The sequence below is a fragment of the Mesorhizobium sp. M0633 genome, assembly GCF_040320645.1.
Taxonomy (GTDB): domain Bacteria; phylum Pseudomonadota; class Alphaproteobacteria; order Rhizobiales; family Rhizobiaceae; genus Mesorhizobium.
Genome location: NZ_JAMYQC010000025.1, coordinates 79,611 through 104,413 on the forward strand (window position 1 = coordinate 79,611; position 24,803 = coordinate 104,413).

Consider the following 24,803-nt stretch of genomic DNA (forward strand, 5'->3'; position numbering starts at 1 on the left):
GAGGCCGTCTTATGCAGCTTTCGGTGCTTCGCGCGTCGGCGCGACGCGCAAGCCCTGCAGCATCAGACCTTGGCGACGATCCGCATGAAGGCCGGCATGTCGTCGCCGAAGCCGACGGTCGCGTCATTGTCTTCCTGTCGCTGGCGGGCAGGGCGCTCGCGCTGCGGCCTGGTGTCGCCCCGTTCCGGCGCGCGCCTTTCGTTGCGATCCGGCGAAGCCTTCCGTTCAGGTGAAGCCTGGCGTTCGCTGTTTTCCGACCGGATCGCGTCCTTGCGGGTACGCCGCTCGTCGATGTCGGCGACCGCGGCTTCGGCCACGACCGGCTGTTCCTCGCTAACTGCTTCCGGCGCTGCTTCTTCGCTGCGCTTGGCGTGGCGTTCACGCGGTTTGCGCTCGCCCCTGTCCTTGGCGTCGTCCTTGCGGCCGGCACGGCGTGGCGCACCGCGGCCACGGCGCGGGGCCTCATCCTCGCCGCCTTCGCTGGCAACGACCGTCGACAAATCGCCGTCATGCCACTCGATCTTCGTGCCGATCAGCCGCTCGATGGCGTCGATGTATTTGGTGTCCGACTTGGTCGCGATGGTGAAGGATTTGCCCGAGCGCCCGGCGCGGCCGGTACGGCCGATGCGGTGGACGTAATCCTCCGCGTGGATCGGCACGTCGTAATTGAAGACATGGCTGACATCGGGAATGTCGAGGCCGCGCGCCGCGACATCCGAAGCAACGAGGTAGCGCAGCTTGCCGTCACGGAAATTGGCCAGCATCTGCATGCGCGCGCGCTGGTCCATGTCGCCGTGCAGAGCGCCGGCGTCGAAATCATATTTCAGCAGCGAGCGGAACAGCTCCGATACCTCGATCTTGCGGTTGCAGAAGATGATGGCGTTCTTCAGCTCGGCATCCTCGGCTTTCATCAGATTGCGCAGCGTCTCGCGCTTGTCCCAGGGTTTCGGGCCGGATTTCACCAGCCGCTGGGTGATGTTGGTGGCGGCCGATGCTGCCTTCGACACTTCGACGCGCACCGGTGCGTGCAGGAATTTCTCGGTGAGCTTGGTGATTTCCGGCGGCATCGTCGCCGAGAAGAACAGCGTCTGCCTGGTGAACGGGATCATCTCGCAGATACGCTCGATGTCGGGGATGAAGCCCATGTCGAGCATGCGGTCGGCCTCGTCGATGACGAGGATCTCGACGCCGTTGAGCAGGAGCTTGCCGCGCTCGCGATGGTCGAGCAGGCGGCCGGGGGTCGCGATCAGCACATCGGCGCCGCGCTCGAGCTTCTTGTCCTGCTCGTCGAAGGACACGCCGCCGATCAGCAGTGCGATGTTGAGCTTGTGGTTCTTGCCGTATTTGACGAAGTTTTCCTCGACCTGCGCGGCGAGCTCGCGCGTCGGCTCGAGGATCAGCGTGCGCGGCATGCGGGCGCGGGCGCGGCCCTTTTCCAGCCGGGTGAGCATCGGCAGGACGAAGGACGCCGTCTTGCCGGTGCCGGTCTGGGCTATGCCCAGCACGTCCTTGCCGAGCAAGGCGTGAGGGATGGCGCCTGCCTGGATCGGCGTCGGCTCGGTGTAGCCGGCATCGGTAACTGCGGAAAGGACCTTCGGCGACAGGCCGAGGTCTGCGAAGGTCAACGCTTCTTGAGCGATCTGGGTGTCTGAGGACAAGTTTGGCTGTCTTTGGCTGGTTCGGGGGCGCAACATATGCAGTCGCGGCAAGCGCCGCGCGCCTGCAAGATTGGTATTGCAGGTAGGCGCAAGCCCACGATTTGTCAACACAAACGGGCGGCATTGGCGCGATTGTGAAGTCGTTACCTTAATCGCGATGCTTAATTTGCGCAGTGGCCGCTGCGCCGGCTCAATACCTGAACTGTTCGGCGAGAATGCGCTCGTTCCACGAATGGTTGGGATCGAACAGCAGCGTCGCCGTCGCCGTCGGTGATTCCCTCACCGTGACCGTCGTCACCGCCTTGACCTCGGTGTGGTCGGCCGCGGCATTCACCGGCCGCTTTTCCGGCTCCAGAATGTCGAAACGCACGATCGCCTTGTTGGAGAGCAGCGCGCCGCGCCAGCGGCGCGGACGAAACGGGCTGACCGGGGTCAGCGCCAGCAGCGGAGCGTCGAGCGGCAGGATCGGCCCGTGCGCCGACAGATTATATGCGGTCGAGCCGGCCGGCGTCGCAATCATCACGCCGTCGCAGTGCAATTCCTCCAGCCGCTCCTGCCCATCCACGGTGATGCGGATCTTGGCCGTCTGGTACGACTGGCGCCAAAGCGCGACCTCGTTGATCGCGAGCGCCGAAATCGTCTCGCCTTCGGCCGTCACCGCCTGCATCTCCAGCGGACGGATCGTTTCGGCAACGGCCGCCGCGATGCGCCCCGTCAAACCGCTGGCGCGGTATTCGTTCATCAGGAAACCGATGGTGCCACGGTTCATGCCGTAGACCTTCTTTCCCGTGCTCATCGTCTCACGCAGGGTCTGCAGCAGAAAGCCGTCGCCGCCGAGCGCCACGACGATCCCGGCTTCTTCGACGGATGCCTGGCCGTAACGTGCAGAGAGGCTTTCCAGCGCTGCATTGGCGTCGGCTGTACCGGATGAGACGAAGGCGAAACGGCTGGCGGTTTTGCTCATGGCTCTCAACGACAACCGATTGGCGACGACCGTCTGGCGACCGATTGGCGGCGACCGGTTGCTGGGCCGCGCCAGCGCCGGGTTAGCATGGGTGGGCATTTCTGCAAAGGGAGGGAGGTGCCTGGAGATGGCGACCAAACAAGCCGCACTCGCGCATCATGTCGGAGGACAAAATGATGTGATGGTTAAGACTCGCCTTAAACTCTCGTAAAGCCGGATCGATCATGTTAGCCGGCAGCGGACGGGCGGCGTGGGGGCTAACCAGTCGAGGCCGATCTATTGCCGCTGGCACGCTTGATTATTGTCTTCCTGATGCTGGCAAGTTTTGCCCTGGCTTTCGCGGAACTGGTGCGCCAGTCGGAGGAAAAGAGCTTTAGACCCGAGCCCACGGCCTCACGCTGCGGCGACGCGGCGGGGACACCCTGTCCGCAAAGGGCGCTTTGACGCCACAGCGCCAGTGCTTATCGGGCTTGCAACAGATGGCAGCCGGCCTGGCGCTTTTGCGCGAGGTACTCGTCGACAAGCTGGCGATAGCGGACTTTGCCGAAGCTCGGGAAATGGCCGCCGTGCACGACCGAGACATCGAGATCGCGCATGCGCAGCAGCGTTTCGACATAATCGTCGATATCGGAGTGATAGACGTCGTCGATCAGCGGGCCGTCATAGATGATGTCGCCGGAAAACAGGATGCCCGTCCTGTTTTCGTAGAGCGCAATGCCGCCGGGTGAATGGCCGGGCGTGTGGATCACCTCGAAGGCACGGTCGCCGAGATCGACGATGTCGCCTTGCTCGAGCAACCGGCCGGCTGGTGCGGGCAGGATCTGGTAGCGCTTCGCGTCCCAACCTTGCGGCATGCCGTCGAACATCTCGTCAGTGGCATAGCGGTCGGCAACCGTCGATTCGTTGCGTGGATCGGCGAGGATTTCGGCCTCGGCAGGGTGCACGCAGCGGTCGGGAAATTCGTGATGGCAGCCGATATGATCGAAATGCGTGTGGCTGGCCACGCAGGTGAGCTTGCGCTCCGTGACCAGCGGCACGTGGCGGCGCAGGCTGAAATGGCCGAGGCCGGTGTCGAACAGAAGATCGCGGTCGCGGCCGCGCACATGCCAGATGTTGCAGCGGAAGAACGGCTTGATCCACGGCTCGTGGATCAGCGTCACGCCATCGCCCATGCGGATGGTTTCGTACCAGTGGCCGGCGTCGATGGTTGGAAGCGTGCTCATGTTCAGTCCGCAAGCAGGATGATGTCGCCAGCATCGCACGATACCCCGACCACGTCGCCCGGCTGGACGGCCGATGCCGAGGGAACCTTGGCGATGAAATGCAGCGCCGGGTCGGTCGTGGAGGTCCCCAGCACACGCTTGAAGCTGCCCTGGAAGACGACGTCGCTGACCTTGGCCGTACCGAGCGCCACAGCACCGCCGGCAGCGCCGAGGACAAGATGCTCCGGCCGGACGGCCAGCGCAACGGTCGAGCCGGCCGGCAATGTGCCAGGCACGGAGAGCGACCCAAGCTTCGTGGTGACGATGATTTTGCCGCTCTTCGCCTTGGTCACCGTTCCCGATAACAGCGTGCTTTCGCCCATGAAGGTCGCGGAAAAGCGCGTCGCCGGCCGTGCATAGACGCGCTCGGGCGGTCCTTCGTCCTCGATGCGCCCGTCATTCATCACCACGCAATGGTCGGCCAGCGCCATCGCCTCTTCCTGGTCGTGGGTGACGTGGATGAAGGCGGTGCCGACGCGTTTCTGGATCGCCTTCAATTCATCCTGCATCTGCCGGCGCAATTTCAGGTCGAGCGCGCCGAGCGGCTCGTCGAGCAACAGCACCGCCGGCTCGACCACCAGGGCGCGCGCCAGCGCCACGCGCTGCCGCTGACCGCCCGAAAGCTGATGCGGCTTCTTGTCGAAGGCAGTGGCCAGCCCAACCAGCGCCAGCGCCTCGCGCGCCCTTGCTGCCCGGGTTGCGCCATCGACACCCTGCATGCGCAGACCGAAGCCGACATTGCTGCCGACGCTCATATGCGGGAACAGCGCATAGTCTTGGAACACGGTCGTCGTCGGCCGCTTCGCCGGTGGCACGGCCGTGCAGTCCTCGCCGCGGATCAGCACCTTGCCCTCGCTCGGCGTAACGAAGCCTCCGAGGATGGACAGAAGCGTCGTCTTGCCGGAGCCGGACGGCCCGAGCAGGATCGTGTAGCTGCCAGGCTCGATCGTCAGCGAGACATTCTTCAGCACGGTGTGCTGGCCGAAGCGATGCGAGACGGAGCTTATATCGACCAGTGGCGCACTCATGCCGGCTTCCTCCGCAACAGCATCAGCTCGAACAATACCACCAGTACGATGGAGACGGCGAAGACCAGCGAGCCGACGGCGTTGGTCTTGGGATTGAGGCCGGAGCGGAGCAGGTTCCAGATCTCGACCGGCAGCGTCGTGTCGAAGCGCGTCAACAGGAACGAGATGACGAACTCGTCCCAGGAGAAGGTCATCGACAGGAAGAAGCCGGCGAAGATGGCCGGCGCCATGACAGGCACGGTTATCAGCAGCAGCACCTTCCATTCGGGCGCGCCGAGGTCGCGCGCGGCGCGCTCGATGTTGATCTGGTGATCGCCCATCTGGCTGTAGACGATGGCAAAGCAGAGCGGCAGGTTGATCACGACATGGCCGATGCCTGCGGCAAGTAGAGACTTCGGTACGCCGGTCCAGTTGAACAGCACCAGCAGCCCCATGCCGATGATGAGATAGCTGACGGTCAAGGGCAAGGTGATCAGCCCGCGCATCAGGCCCGAGCCCGGCAAGGCGAAGCGCGCAAAACCCCAGGCGGAGAGAAAGCCCAACGTGACGGCGGCAGCCGAGGAGACGACCGCCACCAGCAGCGAATTGACCAGCGCCGAAGTCAGCCGCGTGTCGGCGAGCACGGCCTCGTACCAGCGCAGCGACGGCCCGGTGAAGGGCGGGATCGGAAACGACGTCGCCTGCAGCGAAAACAGCACCAGCACCACCACCGGCAGGAAGATGAAGCCATAGATGGCGATGGCATAAAGGCCGGAGACGAGGCGGATGAGCGCGCGCATGGTCAGGCCCGCTCGATCTTCAGCCAGCGGGAGCAGGCGAGGTAGGCGATGGTGACCACCGCCATCAGGATGATCGACAGCGCCGAGGCGAGCGGAAAGTCGCCGCGCCGGCCGATCTGCATCATGACGAGTTGCGGCATCAACAGCTCGTTGTTGCCGCCGAGGATCTGCGGCGTGATGTAGTCGCCGATGCATAGCACGAAGGTGAGGAAGGCGCCGACCATGATGCCAGGCAGCGTCAGCGGCAGAACGACATGCAGGAATGTGCGCATCGGCCCGGCGCCGAGGTCGGCGGCGGCCTTGCGGTAGCTGGGGCTGAGCTGCTTCAGATTGGCAAAGATCGTCAGCGTCAGCAGCATGACGAAGAAATGCACGAAGCCGGTGACCGTCGCTAGCCGCGTATTGGCGAGCTGCAGCGGTTCGCCGAACAGGCCGGAGCCGGTCAACGCGCGGTTAACGACGCCGTTTTGCGCCAGCACCAGCAGCCACGAATAGGAGCGCACGACATAGGAGGTCCAGAAGGGCAGCACCGCCAGCATCAGCGCCAGCCGCTGCCAGCGCTCCGGCACCTGCTCGGCCAGGATCCAGGCAAAGGGATAGGCGAGCAGCACCGAAATCACGGTGACGATCGCCGTGACCTGCAGCGAGTTCACCATCGCCTGCCAGTAGGACGGATTGGCAAAGAATTGGCTGTAGTTGGACAGCGTGAAGCCGCCGCCTTCATGCGCCGTCAGGCTGGATACCGCCATGGCGACGAAGGGCAGCACGAAGAACAGCAATGTCCAGCCGAGCGCCGGCGTGACCAGCGCCCAGGGCAGGGCACGCCCGCTGTTGACGGCGTTCACGACCGGCAGCCGGTTATTGCGCCTGCAGCATTTCGGTCCAGACGTCCTGCATCTTCTTGTCGAGATCGGCATTCGGCGCCGGATAGGACTGGGCGCGGGCGAGGAATTCCGGCTGCTCGTCGAAGCGCAGGATCTTCTTCTGCTCATCACTCAGCGCCGCCTTGCTGTTGGCCGGCATGCCCCAATAGCAGGACGAGGTGGCGAGCCGCGCCTGGCCTTCGGGGCTCATAATGTACTGGATGAATTTAAGCGCCAGCTCCTTGTTCTTGGAATCCTTGAACATTGCCAGCGACTGCGACCACAGCACGGCGCCTTCTTTCGGGATAGAGAAGTCGAGGGCAGGGTTTTCCTTGGCCAGCCCCGCCGTCACCCATTCGCCGCCGCCGACCAGAATGTCGACCTCGCCGGTCGCCAGCGCCGTCTGGCTGGCGGTCACTTCGCCGACCAGCTTGGCGTTGGCCTTCATTTTGAGCAGCTCTTCCTTGATGGCGGGAAGGTCGGCCTCGGTCAGTTCCGCAGTCTTCTTGCCGATCGCCAGTGCGGCCATGCCGATGACCGGCAGGTAATAATCGTAGATGGCGATCTTGCCCTTGTATTTGTCGCCGGTCAGCGCCGCCATCGACTGCATGTCGGCCGGGTCGACCTTGGTCTTGTTGTAGCCGATCGTGTTGTAGCCGAACTTTTCGGTGATGCCGTAACGCTTGCCGTCGACGACGGTGGAGCTATCCATCTTCACCTGCGGAAACAGGTCGGCCAGCGGCAGCTTGTCTTCCGGTAGCGGCTCGAACAGGCCTTTTTCGACGCCGCGCGGTACGTCGATGCTGTCGATCACCATCACGTCCCAGTCGCCCGGCTGTGATTGATCGACGATGGCTAGGCCGGCGCCGGTGCCCTCGAACTCCTTGACATTGACCTTGACGCCATTGGCCTCCTCGAAAGGCTGCAGCAGCGCCGGATCGGCGTGATCGCACCAGATCAGCGCGTTGAGGTCCTGCGCCTGAGCGAGGCTGCCCGTCGCCAGCAGCAGTGCTGCCGCGGCACAGGCGCCTTGGAGATGGCTCTTCAGAACGGAAAGCGGATTCCTGACGGTTGGATTGGGGGTCTTCAGCTTGGTGTACATCGAGTGTTCTCCCTTGCCTTTTTGGCTTGTAGGAAAAAATTGAACCAATTCTAAAATTGAGTCAATTCTGTTTTTGTGGCAAACAGCCGCTATGAGCGGATTGCGGGCAAGGCAGAAGGCGGATCGGCACCGCCGCATCATCGAGGCAGCGGCGGCGCTTTTCCGCGATGCCGGTTATGAAGGCGCCAAGATCGAGACCATCGCGGCGCAGGCCGAAGTCTCGGTCGGCACCATCTACAATTACTACCAGAACAAGGGCGACATCCTCGGCGCCATCGTCTCGATGGAGGTCAACGAGGTGCTGAATGCCGGGCGCGGCGTCGTCGCCAACCCGCCAGCCAATGTCGGCGACGCTCTCGATACGCTGCTCGGCATCTATATCGAGCACTCGCTGCATTATCTCAGCAAGGAGATGTGGCGGCAGGCGATGGCGATCTCGACGCAACTGCCCGACAGCCCGTTCGGCCAGGCCTATACCGCGCTAGACCGCGCCCTGACCGAGCAGATCCGCGCGCTGATCGTCCGCCTGCAGGCGCTCGGCCTGGTGCGCCGCGACATCGACGGGCCGGCGCTCGGCGAACTCATCTTCAACAACATGAACATGATGTTCATCGAATTCGTGAAGCGCGAGGAGGCGAGGATTGCCGAACTGCGCACGGCGATACGCAGGCAGAACAGGATATTGGTGGCGGCGATCGGAGTTTGAACGGAGGATCTCAAAACCGGAATTTTCGGTGTCTTAGACAGAATTCTCAAGAAGAATTTCCGCGCATGGCATCTACGAGTTTCTTTTCCCTCCCGGCTAGTTCGTTCGGTTATTGACTGACCTCGATAACTAGCCGCCACATCTGCAGAGCCATCCATCCTTCGTTTTCTTGAGTTCAGAACTTGCCAGCGGTTTCGGCCTGATGATGTAATCAACCTCCGATTTTTGTATGAGTGAAAAGCACATCGAGTATTTGTTTATGTACGCGAGCATAATCTCGCGCCCGGTTCGCCCGCGAACTAGGGAATACTCGCACACCCAGACGTCCTTGAACGCGGGCGGGTCGAAGGAAAATGTGCTCTTCAACTCATCCGCTTGCACTCTTTCGAGGAGCGTCGGCATCGGGTTCGCATAGCCGGCCGCGTTTGTGTACACTTCGAGTGCCGTAGGAGGTGGATCCCTTAGATACCAGTCCCAAAAATAAGCGCCAATGAATGAGACTACCGCGCCTACAAGAATGGCGCGGAAGTCCGCTCCATCCGCCCAGAACCAGCCCCACACGCGCCGCGCGTAGCGTTTGATTTTATGAATGTTCATTTGATCGGTAGGTATACCGACAAGGTGGCGGCATTTTTCCTGGCTTCGAGGAGGAAATCACCGGCTTCGGTTCTGCCACATGACACGTCCTTCCCATTGTAGAATTTGTCATCCTTCCAGAGCGTTTCAAATGAACATTTCTCTATCTCATTGGAATTATCTGCGATCGCCTTCATCCATTGTGCCCTTTCGTCCGCTCCCACATCCGGGCTCAGCAACGGAATCGCCAACGCTTCAATCGCGGAGGGGACGAATTTTCCCTGCACTATAGAAAACGCTTTGGCAGCGTCCGACGTATTTTTTAGTTCATCCCAAGTGTCGAAGACAGCTTTGAATTTTCCCATCGGCGCTATTGATACGAAGAACTTACATGTCTGCGTTGCTGGGTCCTTCAGCACATTAACAGCGAGCTGAGGATCGACATTAACTTCGGCCATCTGGCGTACTGCATCACAGGTATAGCGCACCTGTGCCTCCGCCTGATGGGAACTCAGCAGGATTCCCGAAGTGATGGCCAAACCAATTCTATTGATCGTCATTTCGCCCTATCCCCGCTACAACCGATTGGCACTTGTTACCCTACGATCATTTGCCGCTAAAAGACCATGGGTTCAAAACGACGCTCGACAGCCTGGGGTGTTAGGCGAAGGCCACTCCAAGCCCCCGCTGTTCTTCGATCCTGGGGTGCGCCGCCACATCCTTCAACATCATCGAGGCATATGAGCTTGGGCGGTGATTTACACGTGGTATGATCCGCATTCGAAGCCGCCCGCTACTCAAGATTTCATGGACGCGGTATTACTGGGTCGGGGTCACTCAATTTAGGGCAACAGACCGATGGCGAAGCTTCCAAGCGCGATTGAAATTTATCTGACGGAAATGCAACGGCCTAAGCTGCTGTTCTCAAAATTCCTGCAGCCGGGGGGCAGATGTCCCCACTGTTCGATACCCAATCCTGGATATGCGGAATGGTGGACGAGTGGCGGCTTGGTTCCAAGGGCAACCCCTGGTTTCACCGCAAAATGGGGTACCTATTTTTGTACAGCCTGCGGCGGAGGGGTACTGGCAAAAGGTGTTTGGGGTGATGCTAAAGATAATGCAGAAATTGCGTCATTGATCCCAACGGCACGGTCTGTTCATGACGATGTGCCTGAGCCCGTGCGAACCTTTCTTCAACAGGCTATAGATACTCAGCACGCACCCGACGCAGCGGCCGTCATGGCAGGCTCGGCTGTGGACTCCATGTTGAAAGTCTTAGGCTACGAAGACGGCAGCGTGTATGCGCGCATTAACAAGGCCGTCGAAGAACACAAAATTACGGAAAGTATGGGGGAATGGGCACACGCGGTGCGGCTGGAGGCCAATAACCCGAGGCATGCCGACAAAGCTAAACCTCACGTATCCTCTGCTGAGGCGGCACAGTCTGTGGAATTTGCGGAAGCCCTCGCATTTTTCTTGTTTGTGCTCACGGAAAGAATAAAGCGCGGGAAAACAGCGGCCGAGGAAGCATCGTTGCCGAGTTGAAAACCTGCTGGTACGCCGCGACATTGACGGGCCGGCGCTCGGCGAACTCATCTTCAACAACATGAACATGATGTTCATCGAGTTCGTGAAGCGCGAGGAGGCGAGGATTGCCGAACTGCGCACGGCGATACGCAGGCAGAACAGGATATTGGTGGCGGCGATCGGAGTGTGAGAAGATCAAAGGCGAGTAGGGCCTGGAACACAAATCGCCGCAGCCGGAGCATCGCCTAACGGTTGATCAGCCATAGAATCGCCGAGAGCACGATGCTGACCAGTATCCCCGTGGTGATAGGGACATAAAGCCTGAAGTTCTCACGCTCGATCACGATATCGCCGGGCAGCCTGCCAAGGCCGGTCCGAGCCAACCAAGGCCACAGCAGGCCTATGGCAACTATGCTGAGACCAACGACGATCAGAGTTCGCGACATGGCAGCATCCTGCCGATAAAAATGCCGGGCGCCTGGTATGGACCCGGATCACCCAGCCGTTAGGCCTGCTCGAGCGAGGATTTCAGGAGCCGGCATGACATGCCCGTGCGGCTTGCAGTAGACGGGGTCGATCGCGTGATAGCCAAGCAGATGGCCGAGTGGCGCCAGGATCCCCAGCGCCACTCGCTGAATCGCAGGTGGCGGGTGCGTGAAGACGATCACGTCGGCAAATTCTCTGGCGATGACTGCTGCCTGAAGCGGCGAAGGTCTACCTTTTCTGTCTACCTTGCCGGCATTGGCCAGGCCGAAGAGCATGCCGATCAGCAGCTCGAAACGGTTCGGGTCGACATTGTCCGCACCTGGCGCCCGGTCGACTTCGACCAGGACATGCGCTTCTTCGGTTTTGCTGCTGTTCCACCAATCATGTGCGACGCCTGCTTCGACCGTGGCGGATTGGCCAGGCCCCAGGGACAAAGTGCTCCCGGCGATGCAAGCGTCGAGACGGCCACGGAGGACGGTAAACCGTTCCGTCAGATTCGGGTGGAAGTGCTCGCCCACCACTGCGGCTCCCGGCCGGGCGGTCAGATGAGCGATGCCAGGTCCCTGGCCGCGGTCTTCGGTACCACGCAGGATGACCGCATATTCGCCGGTCACCTTGTTCTCGTAGACATCTCCACAGCGTGACATGGATCGGCTCCGGAGTTTCAGAGCACCACTGCCCGGCAACTCTATCGTCAAAGACTTGGTCGTTCAACGACGCTCCAACGGGCGATTGCGGAAACACCAGTTGCCGGCTCTTCGTCAACGCGGGCGATCAGCGCTCTACCGAACATGCTTAGGCGGCCGCGCTCGCGGAAACGGCACGACCGTCAGTGGCGCCTTGCGGAATTCCGCGATGGCTATTTCTTCAATCAGCGCGTCGAGGGCCTCGTTGACGCGTCGGCTCGTTTCATCCGCGCCGCAGAGGCGGTTTTGTGCGCACTCCAAAAGCTCGCGCGCCGCGGCGAAATCACTTCGCATGACAACACCCTTTGGTTTTTGGCCCGCCGCACCGACATTGTCGGCGCGCTTAATTGAGCGAGTGCTAATATACACAGGAGCAATTTAATCGAATGGTACGAGATGGCCGAGGCCGGGAGAGAGGGCCGAAATGACGGCTCTGCAACCGCGAAGTCACGCCCTGGCTCAGCGTCTCTAGATATGAGATGCTAACTCGTTGTCTGGCGACAGATTTTGCCAGCAATTTCACGGAAGTTTCTGGTGACCCGACGAGGACGGTCCCGACACGTACGCCCCTAATACGATCTTGGGCGGCTTATATATTCTCTGGCGGCGGCAATCTGGCGCCGGTGCTCGCGGAGGAAGGCTGCGCCGAAACAAATGGCGAAGGCCAGTACTGAAAGGCTTGTCGTTGCTCTTGATGTTGGATCGGGATCGGGACTTAGCAGGAAACGGAAACCGAACGCGAAGGCGAAGACGATAAATCCGCCAAATATGCCGTTGATGAAGGGGGCGGTCGTGCGTTTCTGCTCCAACGAAGACTCCTAGGTTTTCCGCTAGGGAACTATGGTTTCCGCTAGGGAATATATGCGTTGAAGCTGATGTGCTACCGATCCTGACGGCCCCGGCCTGTGGATATCGGGGATGAGCAGATATCAAGCGCCCCGGAGGTCTCAAGAAGCCCGTACTGGTGCCCCCGGACGGAATCGAACCGCCGACCTTCGGTTTACAAAACCGCTGCTCTACCAGCTGAGCTACAAGGGCACGGCGCTCCGGTTACCATATTTGCCGCGCCAGTAAAGACAAAACTCCGTTTTCGGCCGCCGCGAACGCGCCGGTTCTGCCGCCAAAGCGTCCTGAAAACGGCCAATTCGCTTCCTATATTGATCGAAGGTGCAATTGCATCAGCGAGGCAGTCGCATGATCAGGTTTGTCATCATTCTCCCGCTCGTCGTCGTGGCCTGGGTTCTCCTGGTGAAGCTCGTCAAGGACCTGAAGCACGCCAATATCGACTGGACCGGCGTCACCACCATCATCGGCTTCATCGCGCTCGCCTTCTGGCTTCGCCATATCACCGGCATGGGCTGAGGCCTGCCGGTTGTTCCGGTGAACTGTCGACGGCGCGACCGTTCGTGGTCGCGCATCAGACCGCGCGATTTCTCCCTTCGAAAAAAATCCAAAAGGACCTTCGAACCTTTTTCCTTGTTGCGACGACTGATGGTCAAGAGGCGGTTGGATCGCCTCCCACAACAAGGAGATCGTCATGTTCAAGCGCACCATCGTTTCCGGCCTCGTCGCCACCACTGTCGCCGCCGCCATGCTGGTCGGCACCGTTCAGCCGTCGGCCGCCCATCACAAGCACAAGCACCTCGGCATCGGCATTGCCGCAGGTGTCGGCGGCTTCCTGCTCGGCAGCGCGCTGGCCCAGCCGCGCACCCTCTATATCGAGGAAGGCGGCGGCTCGTGGCACGTCCGGCGCTGCCTCAATCGCTACCAGAGCTACGACCCGTACTCGGACACCTATGTCGGCTACGACGGCTATCGCCATCGCTGCTGGCTTTGAGGGCCACTATGCCAGCTTGGGAGGAGGTGACCGTTTCAGGCAACCGGAAGAAGGGGCACCCCACTGCCCCTTTTTCTGCGCGTCTGAGTGGCAGGGCAGAGGGGTTGTTCCTCCGACCTCTTGGGACCTGGGTTCCTCGCCCGCCGCGAAGCGGGGGAGAGGTGGCCGCCCACGGGTCTTGCCTTCGGCAAGCCCGAGGACAGGCTCCGCGGCCGGAGAGGGGGTCTTCGTAGGGCGCGGTCCCCTCTCCGTCGCGGCTTCGCCGCGCCACCTCTCCCCACTTCCGTGGGGCGAGGAACCCAAGCTGGAATAAAGCCGCGCTCCGTCAGCCTCTCTGTCCTGTCGAACATCGCCCACTTAAGACGAGATCGGATGCCGCTTCAGCATTCGCCAACACTCTTGCCGATGTACAGCGATTTCCCAACAGCCTAATCTGCACCGATACCGAAACAGGGGAGAGGGCGCTTGGGCGAGCAAGATCCGAACGAAGAGCCGATCGAGACAATTTTCCGCAACGGCACAATCACCACCGTCGGCATCCTGCTGGCGTTCTCGCTGGGCTTCATCACGCATTGGGCCGCCAACCCGATACCATGGGAAATCTATCACCTGGCCGCCGTCGCGCCGATTTTGATCGGCATTGCCCTGCAGATACGAGCGCTGCGGTTGCTGCTCGACATAACGTCTCTACAACGGCGCGTTTATGAACGCGCCAATCGTATCTTCATTGCCGGCCTCATCTTCACCGCCTGCGGAGTTGGGCTGGCGATGCTGCTTGATTTCTACGACCTATCGACCAAGAGCGCGGTGCCCGGGGCCTAGCTCTGGCCATCCTGGCAGATGTCGCACCATTCCGCGCCGGTCAGCGCTGCCATGCGCTCGGCTCGCTGCCAAGGCCGGGAGGGGTCGGCAGCCCGCCGATCATCCTCGTCACCTCCGCCGCCGCATCGTGCACCAGCGGGCCGATCTCGGCCAGCCGTTCCGGCGTGACCCGTACTGTCGGCCCGGAGACCGAAACGCCGCCGATCGGCTCGCCGAATTCATTGAAGATGGCGGCGGCAACGCAGCGCATGCCGGGATGCCGCTCCTCGTCGTCTACCGACCAGCCGCGCAGCTTGATCGTCACCAGGTCGCGGGCGAGCGCCGAGATGTCGGACAGCGTATTTTCGGTGAAGCGCTCCAACCCGGCCCGGCGCAGGATGGTGGCGACGCGCTCCGGCTCGAGATGCGCCAGCACCGCCTTGCCGATGCCCGAGGCATGGAAGGAGCTGCGCGTGCCCGGCCGGAAAAAGGCGCGGATCGCCTGGTGCGTCTCGACCTGACTGACGAAGACGACGCAATCGTCCTCGGCGACGCCGAGATTGGCGGTCTCGCCGGTCTTCTCCATCAGTTCCTGCATGACGATACGGGCGCGGTCGACCAGCTTGCGGCGGCGCAGGAACGCCGCGCCCATGCGATAGGTCTCGACGCCGATCGACCACAGCTGGTCAGGGCCGTCGAACTCGACCATGCCGTGGTTTTCCAGCGTCGTCAGCATGCGGTAGGCGGTGGATGCCGGCAGACCGGAACTGGCGGCGATCTCGCTCAGCGACAGGCCACTGCCATCGGCGACGATTGCCAGGATGCGCAGCGCCCGGTCCAGCGACTGCACCGAGGCGGCCTCGGCCGGCCCGTTGAAGGCGCGCGGCCGGCCGCGCTGGCGTTTTTCGGTGGTCTCCATCGGGCCATTCTTCGCTCTGTTCGCCCAACAAGCAATGAAAAAGTTTTTCACCGATTTGCCAAGCGAATTCGTGGAAAACAGAAAGTCAAATCAATTCAACTCACAAGAGCCGTTTTCTAGAAATGAAAAAATATTCTGAAAAAATTGAAAAATCATTGGTGCGCTGGCATCATAGGCTATCAACAATTCCGTGGAGGCTGACATGGCCAGGATGCGCGCAGTCGACGCAGCGGTTCTCGTTCTCGAAAAGGAAGGCATCTCCTGTGCCTTCGGCGTGCCGGGTGCTGCGATCAACCCGCTCTATTCGGCACTGAAGGCGAGGGGCAGTATCCGCCACATCCTTGCGCGTCACGTCGAGGCGGCCTCGCATATGGCCGAAGGGTTTACCCGCGCCAGATCGGGCAATATCGGTCTGTGCATCGGCACTTCGGGTCCCGCCGGCACCGACATGATCACCGGCCTCTATTCGGCCGCTGCCGATTCAATTCCCATCCTCTGCATCACCGGGCAGGCGCCGCGCGCGCGTCTCAACAAGGAGGATTTTCAGGCCGTCGACATTGCGGCGATCGCCGCACCCGTCGCCAAATGGGCTGTTACCGTCATGGAACCCTATCTGGTGCCGATGGCGCTGCAGAAAGCGTTCCATCTGATGCGCTCGTCGCGGCCGGGGCCGGTGCTGATCGATTTGCCTGTCGATGTGCAACTGACCGAGATCGAGTTCGACATCGATGCCTACGAGCCGCTGGTGCCGTTCAAGCCGGCAATGTCGCGCGCCCAGGCCGAGAAGGCGTTGACGATGCTGAACGCGGCGGAAAAGCCTGTCATCGTCGCCGGCGGCGGCATCATCAACGCCGATGCGTCCGATCTGCTGATCGAGTTCGCCGAGGTCACCGGCGTGCCTGTCATCCCGACGCTGATGGGCTGGGGCGCGATCCCCGACGACCACCGCCTGATGGCCGGCATGTGCGGGCTGCAGACCTCGCACCGCTATGGCAATGCGACGATGCTCGAAGCCGATTTCGTTTTCGGCATCGGCAACCGCTGGGCCAACCGCCACACCGGTTCGGTCGACGTCTATACCAAGGGCAAGAAATTCATCCACGTCGACATCGAGCCGACGCAGATCGGCCGCGTCTTCGCGCCGGACCTCGGCGTCGTCTCGGACGCCGGTGCGGCGCTTAAGATGCTGCTCGACGTCGCCACCGAGTGGAGGACGGCCGGAAAATTGCGCGACTGGTCGGGCTGGGCCGGCGAATGCCGGCAGCGCAAGAAGACAATGAAGCGCAAGACGCATTTCGACCAGGTGCCGCTGAAGCCGCAGCGCGTCTACGAGGAGATGAACAAGGCGTTCGGCCGCGACACCACCTATGTCACCACGATCGGCCTGTCCCAGATCGCCGGGGCGCAATTCCTGCATGTCTACAAGCCGCGCAACTGGATCAATTGCGGCCAGGCCGGCCCGCTCGGCTGGACATTGCCGGCAGCACTTGGCGTTCGCGCCGCCGATCCGGACCGCACCATCGTGGCGCTGTCCGGCGACTATGATTTCCAGTTCATGATCGAGGAGTTGGCAGCCGGTGCGCAGCACAGATTGCCCTACATCCATGTCGTCGTGAACAATGCCTATCTCGGCCTGATCCGCCAGGCGCAGCGCGGCTTTTCGATGGACTTCGAAGTCAGCTTGGCCTTCGAGAACGTCAACCGACAGGGCGATCCCGAGGCGGGCTACGGCGTCGACCACGTCGCCGTTGCCGAGGCGATGGGCTGCAAGGCGGTCCGGGTGCGCCGGCCGGGGGAATTCGCCGGTGCCTTCGAAGAGGCAAAGCGCCTGATGAACGAGCACCAGGTTCCGGTGGTGCTCGAATTCATCCTCGAGCGCGTCACCAACGTTTCGATGGGTACCGAAATCGACAAGATCACCGAATTCGAGGAGCTAGCCGAACATCACGAAGATGCCCCCACGGCGATCGTCATGCTCGATTAAGCCGCATATGAGGAACTACTGCCATGCCACGGTTTTCAGCCAATCTTTCGATGCTCTTTGGCGAGCATGACTTCCTCGACCGCTTCGATGCCGCCGCCCGCGCCGGCTTCAAGGGCGTCGAGTATATCGGCCCCTATGACCATGCGCCGGATGTCGTCGCGGCCAGGTTGAAGAAGAACGGGCTGACGCAGGTCCTGTTCAACCTGCCTGCCGGCGACTGGGCCAAGGGCGAGCGCGGCATCGCGATCCTGCCCGACCGCATCCCGGAGTTCCGGCAGGGCATTGCCAAGGTCGTCACCTATGCCCATGCGCTCGGCTGCGAGCAGGTCAACTGCCTCGCCGGCATCGCGCCGCAAGGCGTCGATCGCTCCGTGCTGGAAGACGTCTTCGCCGAAAATCTGGCTTTCGCGGCCGAAAAGCTGGAGCAGGCCGGCATCAGGCTGCTGATCGAGCCGATCAACACCCGCGACATTCCGGGCTTCTTCCTGAATTACTCGGACCAGGCTCTGGCCCTGATCGACCGCGTCGGATCGAAGAACCTGTTCCTGCAATACGACATCTATCACATGCAGATCATGGAGGGGGATCTCGCCCGTACCATAGAGGCAAACCTCAACCGCATCGCGCATATCCAGCTTGCGGACAATCCCGGCCGTCATGAGCCGGGGACGGGCGAGATCAATTTTCCTTTTCTGTACAACCACATCGACCGCATCGGCTATGCCGGCTGGATTGGCGCGGAGTATAAGCCGAAGGCGGGGACGGATGCCGGACTGGGGTGGTTCCGGGACCTGGCCGGGCAGGGCAGCGCGGCGGCGTAGCGGGCAAGAGAGGCCCCCTCATCCGGCCGCTGCGCGGCCACCTTCTGCCCGCTGGGGAGAAGAGGCTGGCACCGGCGTTCGCGATCTCTTCTCCCCTCGGGGAGAAGGTGGCCCGAAGGGCCGGATGAGGGGGCGTTTCACATAGTCACTTGGAGAAAAACATGGAAACCATCGGCTTCATCGGCCTCGGCATCATGGGCGCGCCGATGGCGGGGCATCTGCTAGACGCCGGTTATCAGGTCGTCGCCAGCGACCACCGCTCGAAGCCGCCGGCCGATCTCGTCGCCAAGGGCCTGAAGACAGTCACCGGCCATGATGCCGTCGCGCGCGCGGCCGACATCGTCATCACCATGGTTCCCGACACACCGCAGGTCGCCGATGTGCTGTTCGGCCAAAACGGCGTCGCGTCCGGCCTAACAAGAGGCAAGCTGGTCATCGACATGAGCTCGATCTCGCCGATCGAGACCAAGGAATTCGCAAGAAAGATCAACGATCTCGGCTGCGACTATCTCGACGCGCCGGTGTCGGGCGGCGAGGTCGGCGCCAAGGCGGCTTCGCTGACCATCATGGTCGGCGGTGAGGAAAAAGCCTTCGAACGCGCCAGGCCCATCTTCGAGAAGCTTGGCAAGAACATCACTCTGGTCGGACCGAACGGCGTCGGCCAGACCACCAAGGTCGCCAACCAGATCGTCGTCGCGCTGACCATTGAGGCCGTCGCCGAAGCGCTTGTTTTTGCATCGAAAGCCGGCGCCGACCCGGCCAAGGTCAGGCAGGCGCTGATGGGCGGGCTCGCAAACTCGCGTATCCTGGAAGTGCATGGCGAGCGCATGATCAAGCGCAGCTTCGCGCCGGGCTTTCGCGTCGAACTCCACCAGAAGGATCTCAATCTGGCGCTGGAAGGCGCGAAGGCGCTTGGGGTAGCACTACCCAACACCTCGATGACGCAGCAATTGTTCAACTCTTGCGCGGCGAACGGTGGAGCAAAGGAAGACCATTCGGCACTGGTCAGGGCACTGGAGCGGATGGCTGGTCACGAGGTTGGGTGAGAGTGAAGTGAATTAGTCTGCAATACCTTCGATGGGCCGACTTCGTTCGACCGCATAGCGTATGAGATCGGCAAAACGTTTCAGAAAATCTTTGGATTCCTCCGACATTCCTTCAGTTCGCACAAGTGCCTCAACTTGCTTGGTCAAGGAAGGTAGGGATTCGATCGGAAGAGTGACGTCCTCATAGAAATCTTCGAATTTCAGTATGAGTTCAAACGCGTTTTGGTTTGCGATTGACACGATTTCATGATGCGCAGAGGGACCTACCGATACGCATCGATCGATATGTCCATCTGGATTGAGAACGGCAAAATCCAATGACATGCATTGCGCCCTATTTGCCGCGCGCGAACCACCGCCTCGCCGCATAAAGGCTCACCGCCGCGGCATTCGAGACGTTGAGCGAACGAATGGCGCCCGGCATGTCGAGGCGGGCCAGCGTCGTCACCGTCTCGCGCGTCTTCTGGCGCAGGCCTTTGCCCTCGGCGCCCAGCACCAATGCGATCTTCTCTCCCGAAAAGCTCGTTTCGAGCTCCGCCGGACCGTCCGAATCCAGCCCGATGGTCTGGAAGCCGGCCTCGTGCAGCTGCTCCAGCGCATCGGCGAGGTTCTTCACCTCGATCTGGTCGATATGCTCGAGCGCGCCGGAGGCCGACTTCGCCAGTACGCCGGATTCCTGCGGGCTGTGGCGCGCCGTGGTGATCAATGCACCGGCGCCGAAAGCCACCGCCGAGCGCAGGATCGCACCGACATTGTGCGGATCGGTGATCTGGTCGAGCACCAGCACCAGCCTGGTGTCGCCGAGCGCATCGAGGCGTTTCGGTTTCAGCGGCTCGGCCTCGATCAGCACGCCCTGGTGCACGGCATCCGAGCCGGTGACCTTGTCGATGTCCCTGGGTTCGACCAACTCCGCCTTGAAGGGCAAAGCGCCAAGGTCGGCGATTGCCAGCCGCTCGGCAGCGTTGCGCGTCACCAGCATCTTCTTGATTTTTCGGCGCGGATTGTCGAGTGCGGCCCGCACCGTGTGCAGCCCGTAGAGCCGCACCAGCCCATCCGCCGGGTTCTCGCCGGGCGGCACCGGCTGGCGTGGCCTGAATGCAGGCGCGCCACCGCTCTTCTCGTCGCGATGCGCGCGGCGCAGCTTGGCGTAGTGGGTGTCTTTAGGGGTCTTGGATTTGTTATCGTTGCTCATGGCCGGCTTCTATAGCTGTGTCGTCCGGCCATGGATACAGCCGCATAAGCTGCTTGTCGGGCGAGGCGTGAGATTCAGCGCTTTTTGCCGGACTGTTGCGGTTGACAGTTTTGGGCGCTGCCGCCATAAGGCGCTTCGCGGAAGGGCTGCTTTGGCAGCCGCGACGCGTCGATGCCTCGTTGCATGGCTCCGGCGGCAGACTGGAGAGGTGCCCGAGTGGTTAAAGGGGACGGACTGTAAATCCGTTGGCTATGCCTACGTTGGTTCAAATCCAACCCTCTCCACCACTGCCGGCCCGGAAGCCCTGAAACGCAGAGCGAGCGTCGGAGCGGATCCGATGCTTGACTGAAAGGCGCGGGTATAGCTCAGTGGTAGAGCAGCAGCCTTCCAAGCTGAATATGCGGGTTCGATTCCCGCTACCCGCTCCAGATTTCCCCCAAGCCGCGGCGCACCTCGCGCACGATGCCGAAGCAGGCAGCCCCAAGCGAAGCGCTTTTGCCGATAGTTCAAAGTATTCGTTGCGCGTCCAGACGGACGCGCATCTTAATCTGTGTTATCGTTGTCCCGAACCGCAGGCGGCGTTGGGCGACAGGCGTCAGCTCGCGAATTTGCTGAATATGGACGCGAGCTGGTTCTGCTGCGGCACTTGCCCGTTCGGCGTCAGCTGGTCGACAAGCCCGGGCAAGGCCGCGGACAATTGCTTGAGCAGATCCTGCTGGTTCAGGCCCGTCCTTTGCGCGATCTCCTGAATGATTTGTGGCCCGAGAGCACTGCCCAGATCGCTGGGGTTGATCGGCTGGTTCTGACCGGTACCGACCCACGAATTGGCAACGTTGCCGTGGCCGGCGTCCTTCAGTTTGTCGAGCAGGCCGCCCAGACCGCCGAGCAGGCCGCCATCGGCGGATGCGGTTGTATCAGGCGGGACGGGGGCAGGGCTTTGCGCTGCCTCCGTCTGGGCGGAACTTCCACCGCTCAGCATTTTTCCCACCAAAAGTGCGCCGAGCGCGATCATCAGCGGCTTGGCGACGTTGCCGCCGGGAACGGCATTGTCAAACAGTCCCATTGTGGATCTCCATGTCAAATTGCCCGTCCATCTCCAACAATGACGCATCCATGGCGAATTTCAAGCCGGTTTGAGCTTTCCGTAATCATGATTTTCAAGTTGGCTTGAGCTTTGCTTAATAATGTGGAAGTAATCGGGTGCGGGGAACGGAGAGGAAAAATGTCAATATTAAGCTGGATTATTCTCGGCGTCATCGCCGGCTTCATAGGCAGCAAGATCGTCAATAAAAGCGGGCAAGGCCTTGTGCTCGACATCGTGCTCGGGATTGTCGGTGCCATCGTCGGCGGGCTCATCTTCAGCGCCTTTGGCGCGTCGGGCGTTACCGGGCTCAACATCTATAGCCTGATCGTAGCCGTGGTCGGTGCGGTGGTTGTCCTGTGGGCCTATCACCAGTTCAGCGGCAAGAGGGCTCTGTAGAAGCCGTCCGGCAGTTGCGTCGGCATTCGGGTGAATGCCGACCGCCTATCTGATCCTTTTGAGGATTTCGCGGATCAGCGTGTTGAGGCCGGCTTCCAGCCCTCTCACCATGATCGGCCATAATTCCTCGAGCAGTCGCTGCCATGCGGCATCGCGCCCAATCCTAACCGGCAGATTTGGCATCGCGCCAATTGCCGCCGTCACGTCCCGGCGCAGCCGCTCGCCACAGGCGCTTGCGCCGCTGATCGTCGGATCGAAGGGCAGCCGGGTGAAATCCCATTTTCCGCGCTGCTCGATGCCGAGATTGCTCTCGACTTCGGCATGCGACAGCACCGTTTTGGGCGTGACCTTGATGCGGTAGTATTTGCAGAGTTCGGCGACGACGGCGGCCATCGCGTCCCACTGCGCCCTGGTCATCGGATAGCGGCCGGCATCGAACGGCCTTTCCTCCGCCCCGGCCATGCAGCAGAGCGAAACCCCGATCGAGCCGCCGTTGCAGTTGAGCGTGTGCGCGGCATATCCCGGTTTTACCCGGCTCGAATTGAGCGCGATCGAAGGCCGGCCCCTGACCAGGCGGCCATTCCCCTCGACCAGTATGTGATACGCATCCCTGTCGGTATCGCCGGCCGAATGCGAGCCGGCCGTCCAGTGGCAAATGACGCGCCTCATCGCACCATTGGGCAACCAGTCGGGCGGCAATGCCACAGAAATCTCCGCGACATAGGTTCAGTGACGGAGCACAGTATAGTTTCCTTGGCGGCGGACGCGAAAACGAAACGATAATTTGGTTGAGCGTTTTCTAACGGTCAGCTATTCGCCGGCATCTCCGGCGACCGCGTGTTCTCTGTATTGCGGCAGATCGTCGGTGATCGTGAACCGCTTCGCCTTGGAGCCGACGAAGATGTGCTGCGTCGGCCGGATGGTCGGCTCGTCGACGAGACTTCCCATGGCGACATGCACGAAGGCACCGTCGCGGACCACCGAATAGAGCAACGAGCCGCAAGTCTTGCAGTGCGCGTCATGGCCGGTGTCGTCGCCGAAGATCATGAGATTGTCCTCGCCCCTCGCCAGGCTCAGCCTGTCGCGCTCGATGCCGGCGAATGGCTTGAAGGCCGAGCCGGTGGTGCGCCGGCAGTTCGAGCAGTGGCAGTTCGCGGCATAGACGAACGCGTCCGCCACCGCGTACTGAACGGCGCCGCACAGGCACTTTCCGATAAGCCTGCGGTTGCGTGAATTCTGGTTGTCATCCGGGCTTGCCACGCGCTCCTCCTATTGTGCAGGCCGATTTCAGTTTCAAGCGACGACGGTCAACCGGCGCTTGCGCTCGTCGAGCGAGACGATGGTCAACCCGCTGGCCACCACCAGCAGGATGCCGCAGATGGCCAGCGCATTCGGGAGCTGCCGGAAAACCACCAGGCCTGAAGTCACCGCCCAGACGGTAAAGCAATAGTAGAACGGCGCTACCACGCTGGTCGGCCCGACGCGATAGGCCATGAAGATGAAGAAGTGGCCGAAGATCAGGAACAGTCCGGCGCCGCCCATCAGCAGCAGGTGACGGATTTCAGGCACCACCCACTGCTCGGAAAGCAAATGAGCTGCCCCGGCCCCCGCGAGCACGACAATCACCGCGGACATAGCGACGACCATTCCCGGCACGTCGGCGGCGACCTTGCGTCCGGCCAGATCGCGCGCCGCGGACAGGGCTGCATTGCCTAGCGCCAGCAGGGCATAGACCGAAATCCCCTGCATCGTCGGTTGTGCCACCATCACCGCGCCGATAAAACCAAGGCCGATCAGCGCCAGGCGCACCCCGCCGATCCGTTCGCCAAACAGCATCGAGGAGCCGACCAGCATCAGCAAGGGCGTGATCTGTCCGAGCGCGGTCGAATCGGCGATCTGCATGTTGGCGAGCGCCACCACGTAGCAAAGGATCGCACCCAGTTCGAGCAGGTTCCTGCGCAAAACCTTGGCGTCGAGGATCAGCGGGATCTGCTTGCCATAGCCCAGCATGAACAGCAGCGGAATGCCCCACAATGTTGCCGCAGCGCCGCGCAGGAACAGCACCTCATAGGGCGGCAGTCCCGCGGTTGCGAGTTTCATCATCGTGTCGTTGACGATGTAGGACCCGGTCGAAACGACCATGAACAGCGGGCCTCGTATGGCAGTCGGGATGAAATGCATCGGCCCACGAAATCAGACCGGCGCCAGGGCGGCAATGGGCCAGATCCGGCTGTAAATCCGGCAAAGCCGTCAGCCGCCGCCGTAACCATTCCATTTGCCCTTGTTCGTTCCTATATCCGCGCCACATTCTCCGAAACCGGATCACGCGTTCGGGCCGGGCGAGCGCGCTCGGCGACAAGGCACTTGTGTTTTTCGGCCTTAGTCGCTAATCGCCCCGCATTCGACTGAACTGAAGGTCCAGGCCGTCCCCAGGCCGTCCAAGGAAAGAGACTATGGCAAAAGGTAAATTCGAGCGCACTAAGCCTCATGTGAACATTGGCACGATTGGTCACGTCGATCATGGCAAGACGTCGCTGACGGCGGCGATCACCAAGTATTTTGGCGAATACAAGCGCTACGACCAGATCGATGCGGCGCCCGAAGAGAAGGCGCGCGGCATCACCATTTCGACGGCGCACGTCGAATACGAAACCGCCAACCGCCACTATGCCCATGTCGACTGCCCCGGCCACGCCGACTATGTGAAGAACATGATCACCGGTGCTGCGCAGATGGACGGCGCGATCCTGGTGGTGTCGGCCGCCGACGGCCCGATGCCGCAGACGCGCGAGCACATCCTGCTCGCCCGCCAGGTCGGCGTGCCCTCGATCGTGGTGTTCTTGAACAAGGTCGACCAGGTCGACGACGCCGAGCTGCTCGAGCTGGTCGAGCTCGAGGTGCGTGAGCTTTTGACCAAGAACGAGTTCCCCGGCGACGACATTCCGATCGTCAAGGGTTCGGCGCTTGCCGCACTTGAAGATAGCGACAAGAAGATCGGCGAGGACGCCATCCGCGAACTGATGGCTGCGGTCGATGCCTACATCCCGACGCCGGTGCGTCCGCTCGACAAGCCGTTCCTGATGCCG

30 protein-coding genes and 3 tRNA genes are annotated in these 24,803 nt (G+C 61.5%); 12 read left to right on the forward strand and 21 right to left on the reverse strand.

Annotated features, from left to right (window positions below):
• Positions 1-62: 62 nt before the first annotated feature.
• From NKI47_RS23785 to NKI47_RS23815, 7 genes are all read right to left on the reverse strand, one after another.
• Positions 63-1,658, reverse strand: coding sequence for a DEAD/DEAH box helicase (locus tag NKI47_RS23785; RefSeq protein ID WP_352593834.1), 1,596 nt, complete (start codon positions 1,656-1,658; stop codon positions 63-65).
• Between the two features lie 190 nt (positions 1,659-1,848).
• The gene (locus NKI47_RS23790) at positions 1,849-2,622 is read right to left on the reverse strand and encodes an NAD kinase (protein ID WP_023679915.1); all 774 of its coding nucleotides are present in this window, start codon (positions 2,620-2,622) and stop codon (positions 1,849-1,851) included.
• Between the two features lie 461 nt (positions 2,623-3,083).
• On the reverse strand, positions 3,084-3,845 hold the full coding sequence (locus NKI47_RS23795; protein ID WP_352593835.1) for an MBL fold metallo-hydrolase: 762 nt from the start codon (positions 3,843-3,845) through the stop codon (positions 3,084-3,086).
• A 2-nt stretch (positions 3,846-3,847) separates the two neighbouring features.
• Positions 3,848-4,912, reverse strand: coding sequence for an ABC transporter ATP-binding protein (locus NKI47_RS23800; RefSeq protein WP_352593836.1), 1,065 nt, complete (start codon positions 4,910-4,912; stop codon positions 3,848-3,850).
• Positions 4,909-5,691: an ABC transporter permease gene (locus NKI47_RS23805; protein ID WP_352593837.1), complete on the reverse strand. Its 783-nt coding sequence runs from the start codon at positions 5,689-5,691 to the stop codon at positions 4,909-4,911. The genes NKI47_RS23800 and NKI47_RS23805 overlap by 4 nt, the downstream gene beginning before the upstream one ends.
• Before the next feature lie 2 nt (positions 5,692-5,693).
• Positions 5,694-6,536, reverse strand: a complete 843-nt coding sequence (locus NKI47_RS23810) for an ABC transporter permease (protein WP_352593838.1) — start codon at positions 6,534-6,536, stop codon at positions 5,694-5,696.
• Between the two features lie 13 nt (positions 6,537-6,549).
• Positions 6,550-7,656: a polyamine ABC transporter substrate-binding protein gene (locus NKI47_RS23815; protein ID WP_352593839.1), complete on the reverse strand. Its 1,107-nt coding sequence runs from the start codon at positions 7,654-7,656 to the stop codon at positions 6,550-6,552.
• A gap of 91 nt (positions 7,657-7,747) precedes the next feature.
• On the opposite strand from NKI47_RS23815, the gene NKI47_RS23820 reads away from it, so the two are divergent.
• Complete coding sequence (locus NKI47_RS23820) at positions 7,748-8,362, forward strand: TetR/AcrR family transcriptional regulator (protein WP_023679909.1); 615 nt, start codon at positions 7,748-7,750, stop codon at positions 8,360-8,362.
• Positions 8,363-8,491: 129 nt separating this feature from the next.
• Here the strand turns inward: NKI47_RS23820 and NKI47_RS23825 are convergent, their stop codons facing one another.
• The gene (locus tag NKI47_RS23825) at positions 8,492-8,959 is read right to left on the reverse strand and encodes a hypothetical protein (protein ID WP_352593840.1); all 468 of its coding nucleotides are present in this window, start codon (positions 8,957-8,959) and stop codon (positions 8,492-8,494) included.
• Positions 8,956-9,498 carry a hypothetical protein gene (locus NKI47_RS23830; RefSeq protein WP_352593841.1) on the reverse strand — a complete coding sequence of 181 codons (543 nt, stop codon included), beginning with the start codon at positions 9,496-9,498 and terminating at the stop codon, positions 8,956-8,958. Before NKI47_RS23830 ends, NKI47_RS23825 begins: the two co-directional genes overlap by 4 nt.
• A gap of 298 nt (positions 9,499-9,796) precedes the next feature.
• On the opposite strand from NKI47_RS23830, the gene NKI47_RS23835 reads away from it, so the two are divergent.
• Entirely contained in the window at positions 9,797-10,483 is a 687-nt protein-coding gene (locus tag NKI47_RS23835; RefSeq protein WP_352593842.1) for a DUF4145 domain-containing protein, read from the forward strand.
• 227 nt (positions 10,484-10,710) lie between these two features.
• Here the strand turns inward: NKI47_RS23835 and NKI47_RS23840 are convergent, their stop codons facing one another.
• The 5 genes from NKI47_RS23840 to NKI47_RS23860 form a co-directional block, all read right to left on the reverse strand.
• Positions 10,711-10,911 carry a DUF2905 domain-containing protein gene (locus NKI47_RS23840; protein WP_023679908.1) on the reverse strand — a complete coding sequence of 67 codons (201 nt, stop codon included), beginning with the start codon at positions 10,909-10,911 and terminating at the stop codon, positions 10,711-10,713.
• A gap of 48 nt (positions 10,912-10,959) precedes the next feature.
• Positions 10,960-11,598, reverse strand: coding sequence for a cupin domain-containing protein (locus NKI47_RS23845; protein ID WP_352593843.1), 639 nt, complete (start codon positions 11,596-11,598; stop codon positions 10,960-10,962).
• A gap of 135 nt (positions 11,599-11,733) precedes the next feature.
• Entirely contained in the window at positions 11,734-11,931 is a 198-nt protein-coding gene (locus NKI47_RS23850; RefSeq protein ID WP_084641813.1) for a hypothetical protein, read from the reverse strand.
• A gap of 275 nt (positions 11,932-12,206) precedes the next feature.
• A complete protein-coding gene (locus NKI47_RS23855) occupies positions 12,207-12,446 on the reverse strand; it encodes a hypothetical protein (protein ID WP_156937488.1) in 240 nt (79 codons plus the stop codon).
• A gap of 153 nt (positions 12,447-12,599) precedes the next feature.
• Positions 12,600-12,675: transfer RNA gene (locus NKI47_RS23860), tRNA-Thr, on the reverse strand.
• A 156-nt stretch (positions 12,676-12,831) separates the two neighbouring features.
• On the opposite strand from NKI47_RS23860, the gene NKI47_RS23865 reads away from it, so the two are divergent.
• The 3 genes from NKI47_RS23865 (at position 12,832) to NKI47_RS23875 (ending at position 14,296) form a co-directional block, all read left to right on the forward strand.
• Positions 12,832-12,999, forward strand: coding sequence for a hypothetical protein (locus NKI47_RS23865; RefSeq protein WP_023680422.1), 168 nt, complete (start codon positions 12,832-12,834; stop codon positions 12,997-12,999).
• Positions 13,000-13,174: 175 nt separating this feature from the next.
• A complete protein-coding gene (locus NKI47_RS23870; RefSeq protein WP_352593844.1) occupies positions 13,175-13,474 on the forward strand; it encodes a BA14K family protein in 300 nt (99 codons plus the stop codon).
• Positions 13,475-13,939: 465 nt separating this feature from the next.
• Positions 13,940-14,296, forward strand: coding sequence for a hypothetical protein (locus tag NKI47_RS23875; RefSeq protein WP_352593845.1), 357 nt, complete (start codon positions 13,940-13,942; stop codon positions 14,294-14,296).
• A gap of 40 nt (positions 14,297-14,336) precedes the next feature.
• On the opposite strand, the gene bhcR is transcribed toward NKI47_RS23875, so the two are convergent.
• Positions 14,337-15,194, reverse strand: a complete 858-nt coding sequence (gene bhcR, locus NKI47_RS23880; RefSeq protein WP_352593846.1) for an HTH-type transcriptional regulator BhcR — start codon at positions 15,192-15,194, stop codon at positions 14,337-14,339.
• A 202-nt stretch (positions 15,195-15,396) separates the two neighbouring features.
• Here bhcR and gcl point away from each other — a divergent pair, with 202 nt between their 5' ends.
• The 3 genes from gcl (at position 15,397) to NKI47_RS23895 (ending at position 19,045) form a co-directional block, all read left to right on the forward strand.
• Positions 15,397-17,178: a glyoxylate carboligase gene (gene gcl / locus NKI47_RS23885; protein WP_352593847.1), complete on the forward strand. Its 1,782-nt coding sequence runs from the start codon at positions 15,397-15,399 to the stop codon at positions 17,176-17,178.
• Between the two features lie 23 nt (positions 17,179-17,201).
• Positions 17,202-17,999: a hydroxypyruvate isomerase gene (hyi, locus tag NKI47_RS23890; protein ID WP_023680427.1), complete on the forward strand. Its 798-nt coding sequence runs from the start codon at positions 17,202-17,204 to the stop codon at positions 17,997-17,999.
• A 161-nt stretch (positions 18,000-18,160) separates the two neighbouring features.
• Positions 18,161-19,045, forward strand: coding sequence for a 2-hydroxy-3-oxopropionate reductase (locus NKI47_RS23895; protein WP_352593848.1), 885 nt, complete (start codon positions 18,161-18,163; stop codon positions 19,043-19,045).
• 12 nt (positions 19,046-19,057) lie between these two features.
• Here NKI47_RS23895 and NKI47_RS23900 read toward each other — a convergent pair whose 3' ends face one another.
• Positions 19,058-19,369 carry a hypothetical protein gene (locus NKI47_RS23900; protein WP_352570930.1) on the reverse strand — a complete coding sequence of 104 codons (312 nt, stop codon included), beginning with the start codon at positions 19,367-19,369 and terminating at the stop codon, positions 19,058-19,060.
• A 10-nt stretch (positions 19,370-19,379) separates the two neighbouring features.
• Positions 19,380-20,237: a TrmH family RNA methyltransferase gene (locus NKI47_RS23905; protein WP_352593849.1), complete on the reverse strand. Its 858-nt coding sequence runs from the start codon at positions 20,235-20,237 to the stop codon at positions 19,380-19,382.
• 202 nt (positions 20,238-20,439) lie between these two features.
• Between NKI47_RS23905 and NKI47_RS23910 the strand changes: the two genes are divergently transcribed.
• A tRNA-Tyr gene (locus tag NKI47_RS23910) sits at positions 20,440-20,524 on the forward strand.
• A 67-nt stretch (positions 20,525-20,591) separates the two neighbouring features.
• Positions 20,592-20,665, forward strand: a tRNA-Gly gene (locus NKI47_RS23915).
• Positions 20,666-20,832: 167 nt separating this feature from the next.
• Here the strand turns inward: NKI47_RS23915 and NKI47_RS23920 are convergent.
• Positions 20,833-21,300, reverse strand: coding sequence for a YidB family protein (locus NKI47_RS23920; RefSeq protein WP_352578225.1), 468 nt, complete (start codon positions 21,298-21,300; stop codon positions 20,833-20,835).
• A gap of 159 nt (positions 21,301-21,459) precedes the next feature.
• On the opposite strand from NKI47_RS23920, the gene NKI47_RS23925 reads away from it, so the two are divergent.
• Entirely contained in the window at positions 21,460-21,717 is a 258-nt protein-coding gene (locus NKI47_RS23925; protein WP_023717513.1) for a GlsB/YeaQ/YmgE family stress response membrane protein, read from the forward strand.
• A gap of 45 nt (positions 21,718-21,762) precedes the next feature.
• Here the strand turns inward: NKI47_RS23925 and NKI47_RS23930 are convergent, their stop codons facing one another.
• The 3 genes from NKI47_RS23930 to NKI47_RS23940 form a co-directional block, all read right to left on the reverse strand.
• Entirely contained in the window at positions 21,763-22,422 is a 660-nt protein-coding gene (locus tag NKI47_RS23930; RefSeq protein ID WP_352593850.1) for a peptidoglycan recognition protein family protein, read from the reverse strand.
• Positions 22,423-22,527: 105 nt separating this feature from the next.
• Positions 22,528-22,977, reverse strand: coding sequence for a GFA family protein (locus tag NKI47_RS23935; protein WP_352593851.1), 450 nt, complete (start codon positions 22,975-22,977; stop codon positions 22,528-22,530).
• 33 nt (positions 22,978-23,010) lie between these two features.
• Positions 23,011-23,898, reverse strand: a complete 888-nt coding sequence (locus NKI47_RS23940; RefSeq protein WP_352593852.1) for a DMT family transporter — start codon at positions 23,896-23,898, stop codon at positions 23,011-23,013.
• A 272-nt stretch (positions 23,899-24,170) separates the two neighbouring features.
• Between NKI47_RS23940 and NKI47_RS23945 the strand changes: the two genes are divergently transcribed.
• Positions 24,171-24,803, forward strand: a 633-nt coding sequence (locus tag NKI47_RS23945) for a GTP-binding protein (protein WP_352593853.1), incomplete at its 3' end; no start/stop codon positions are given.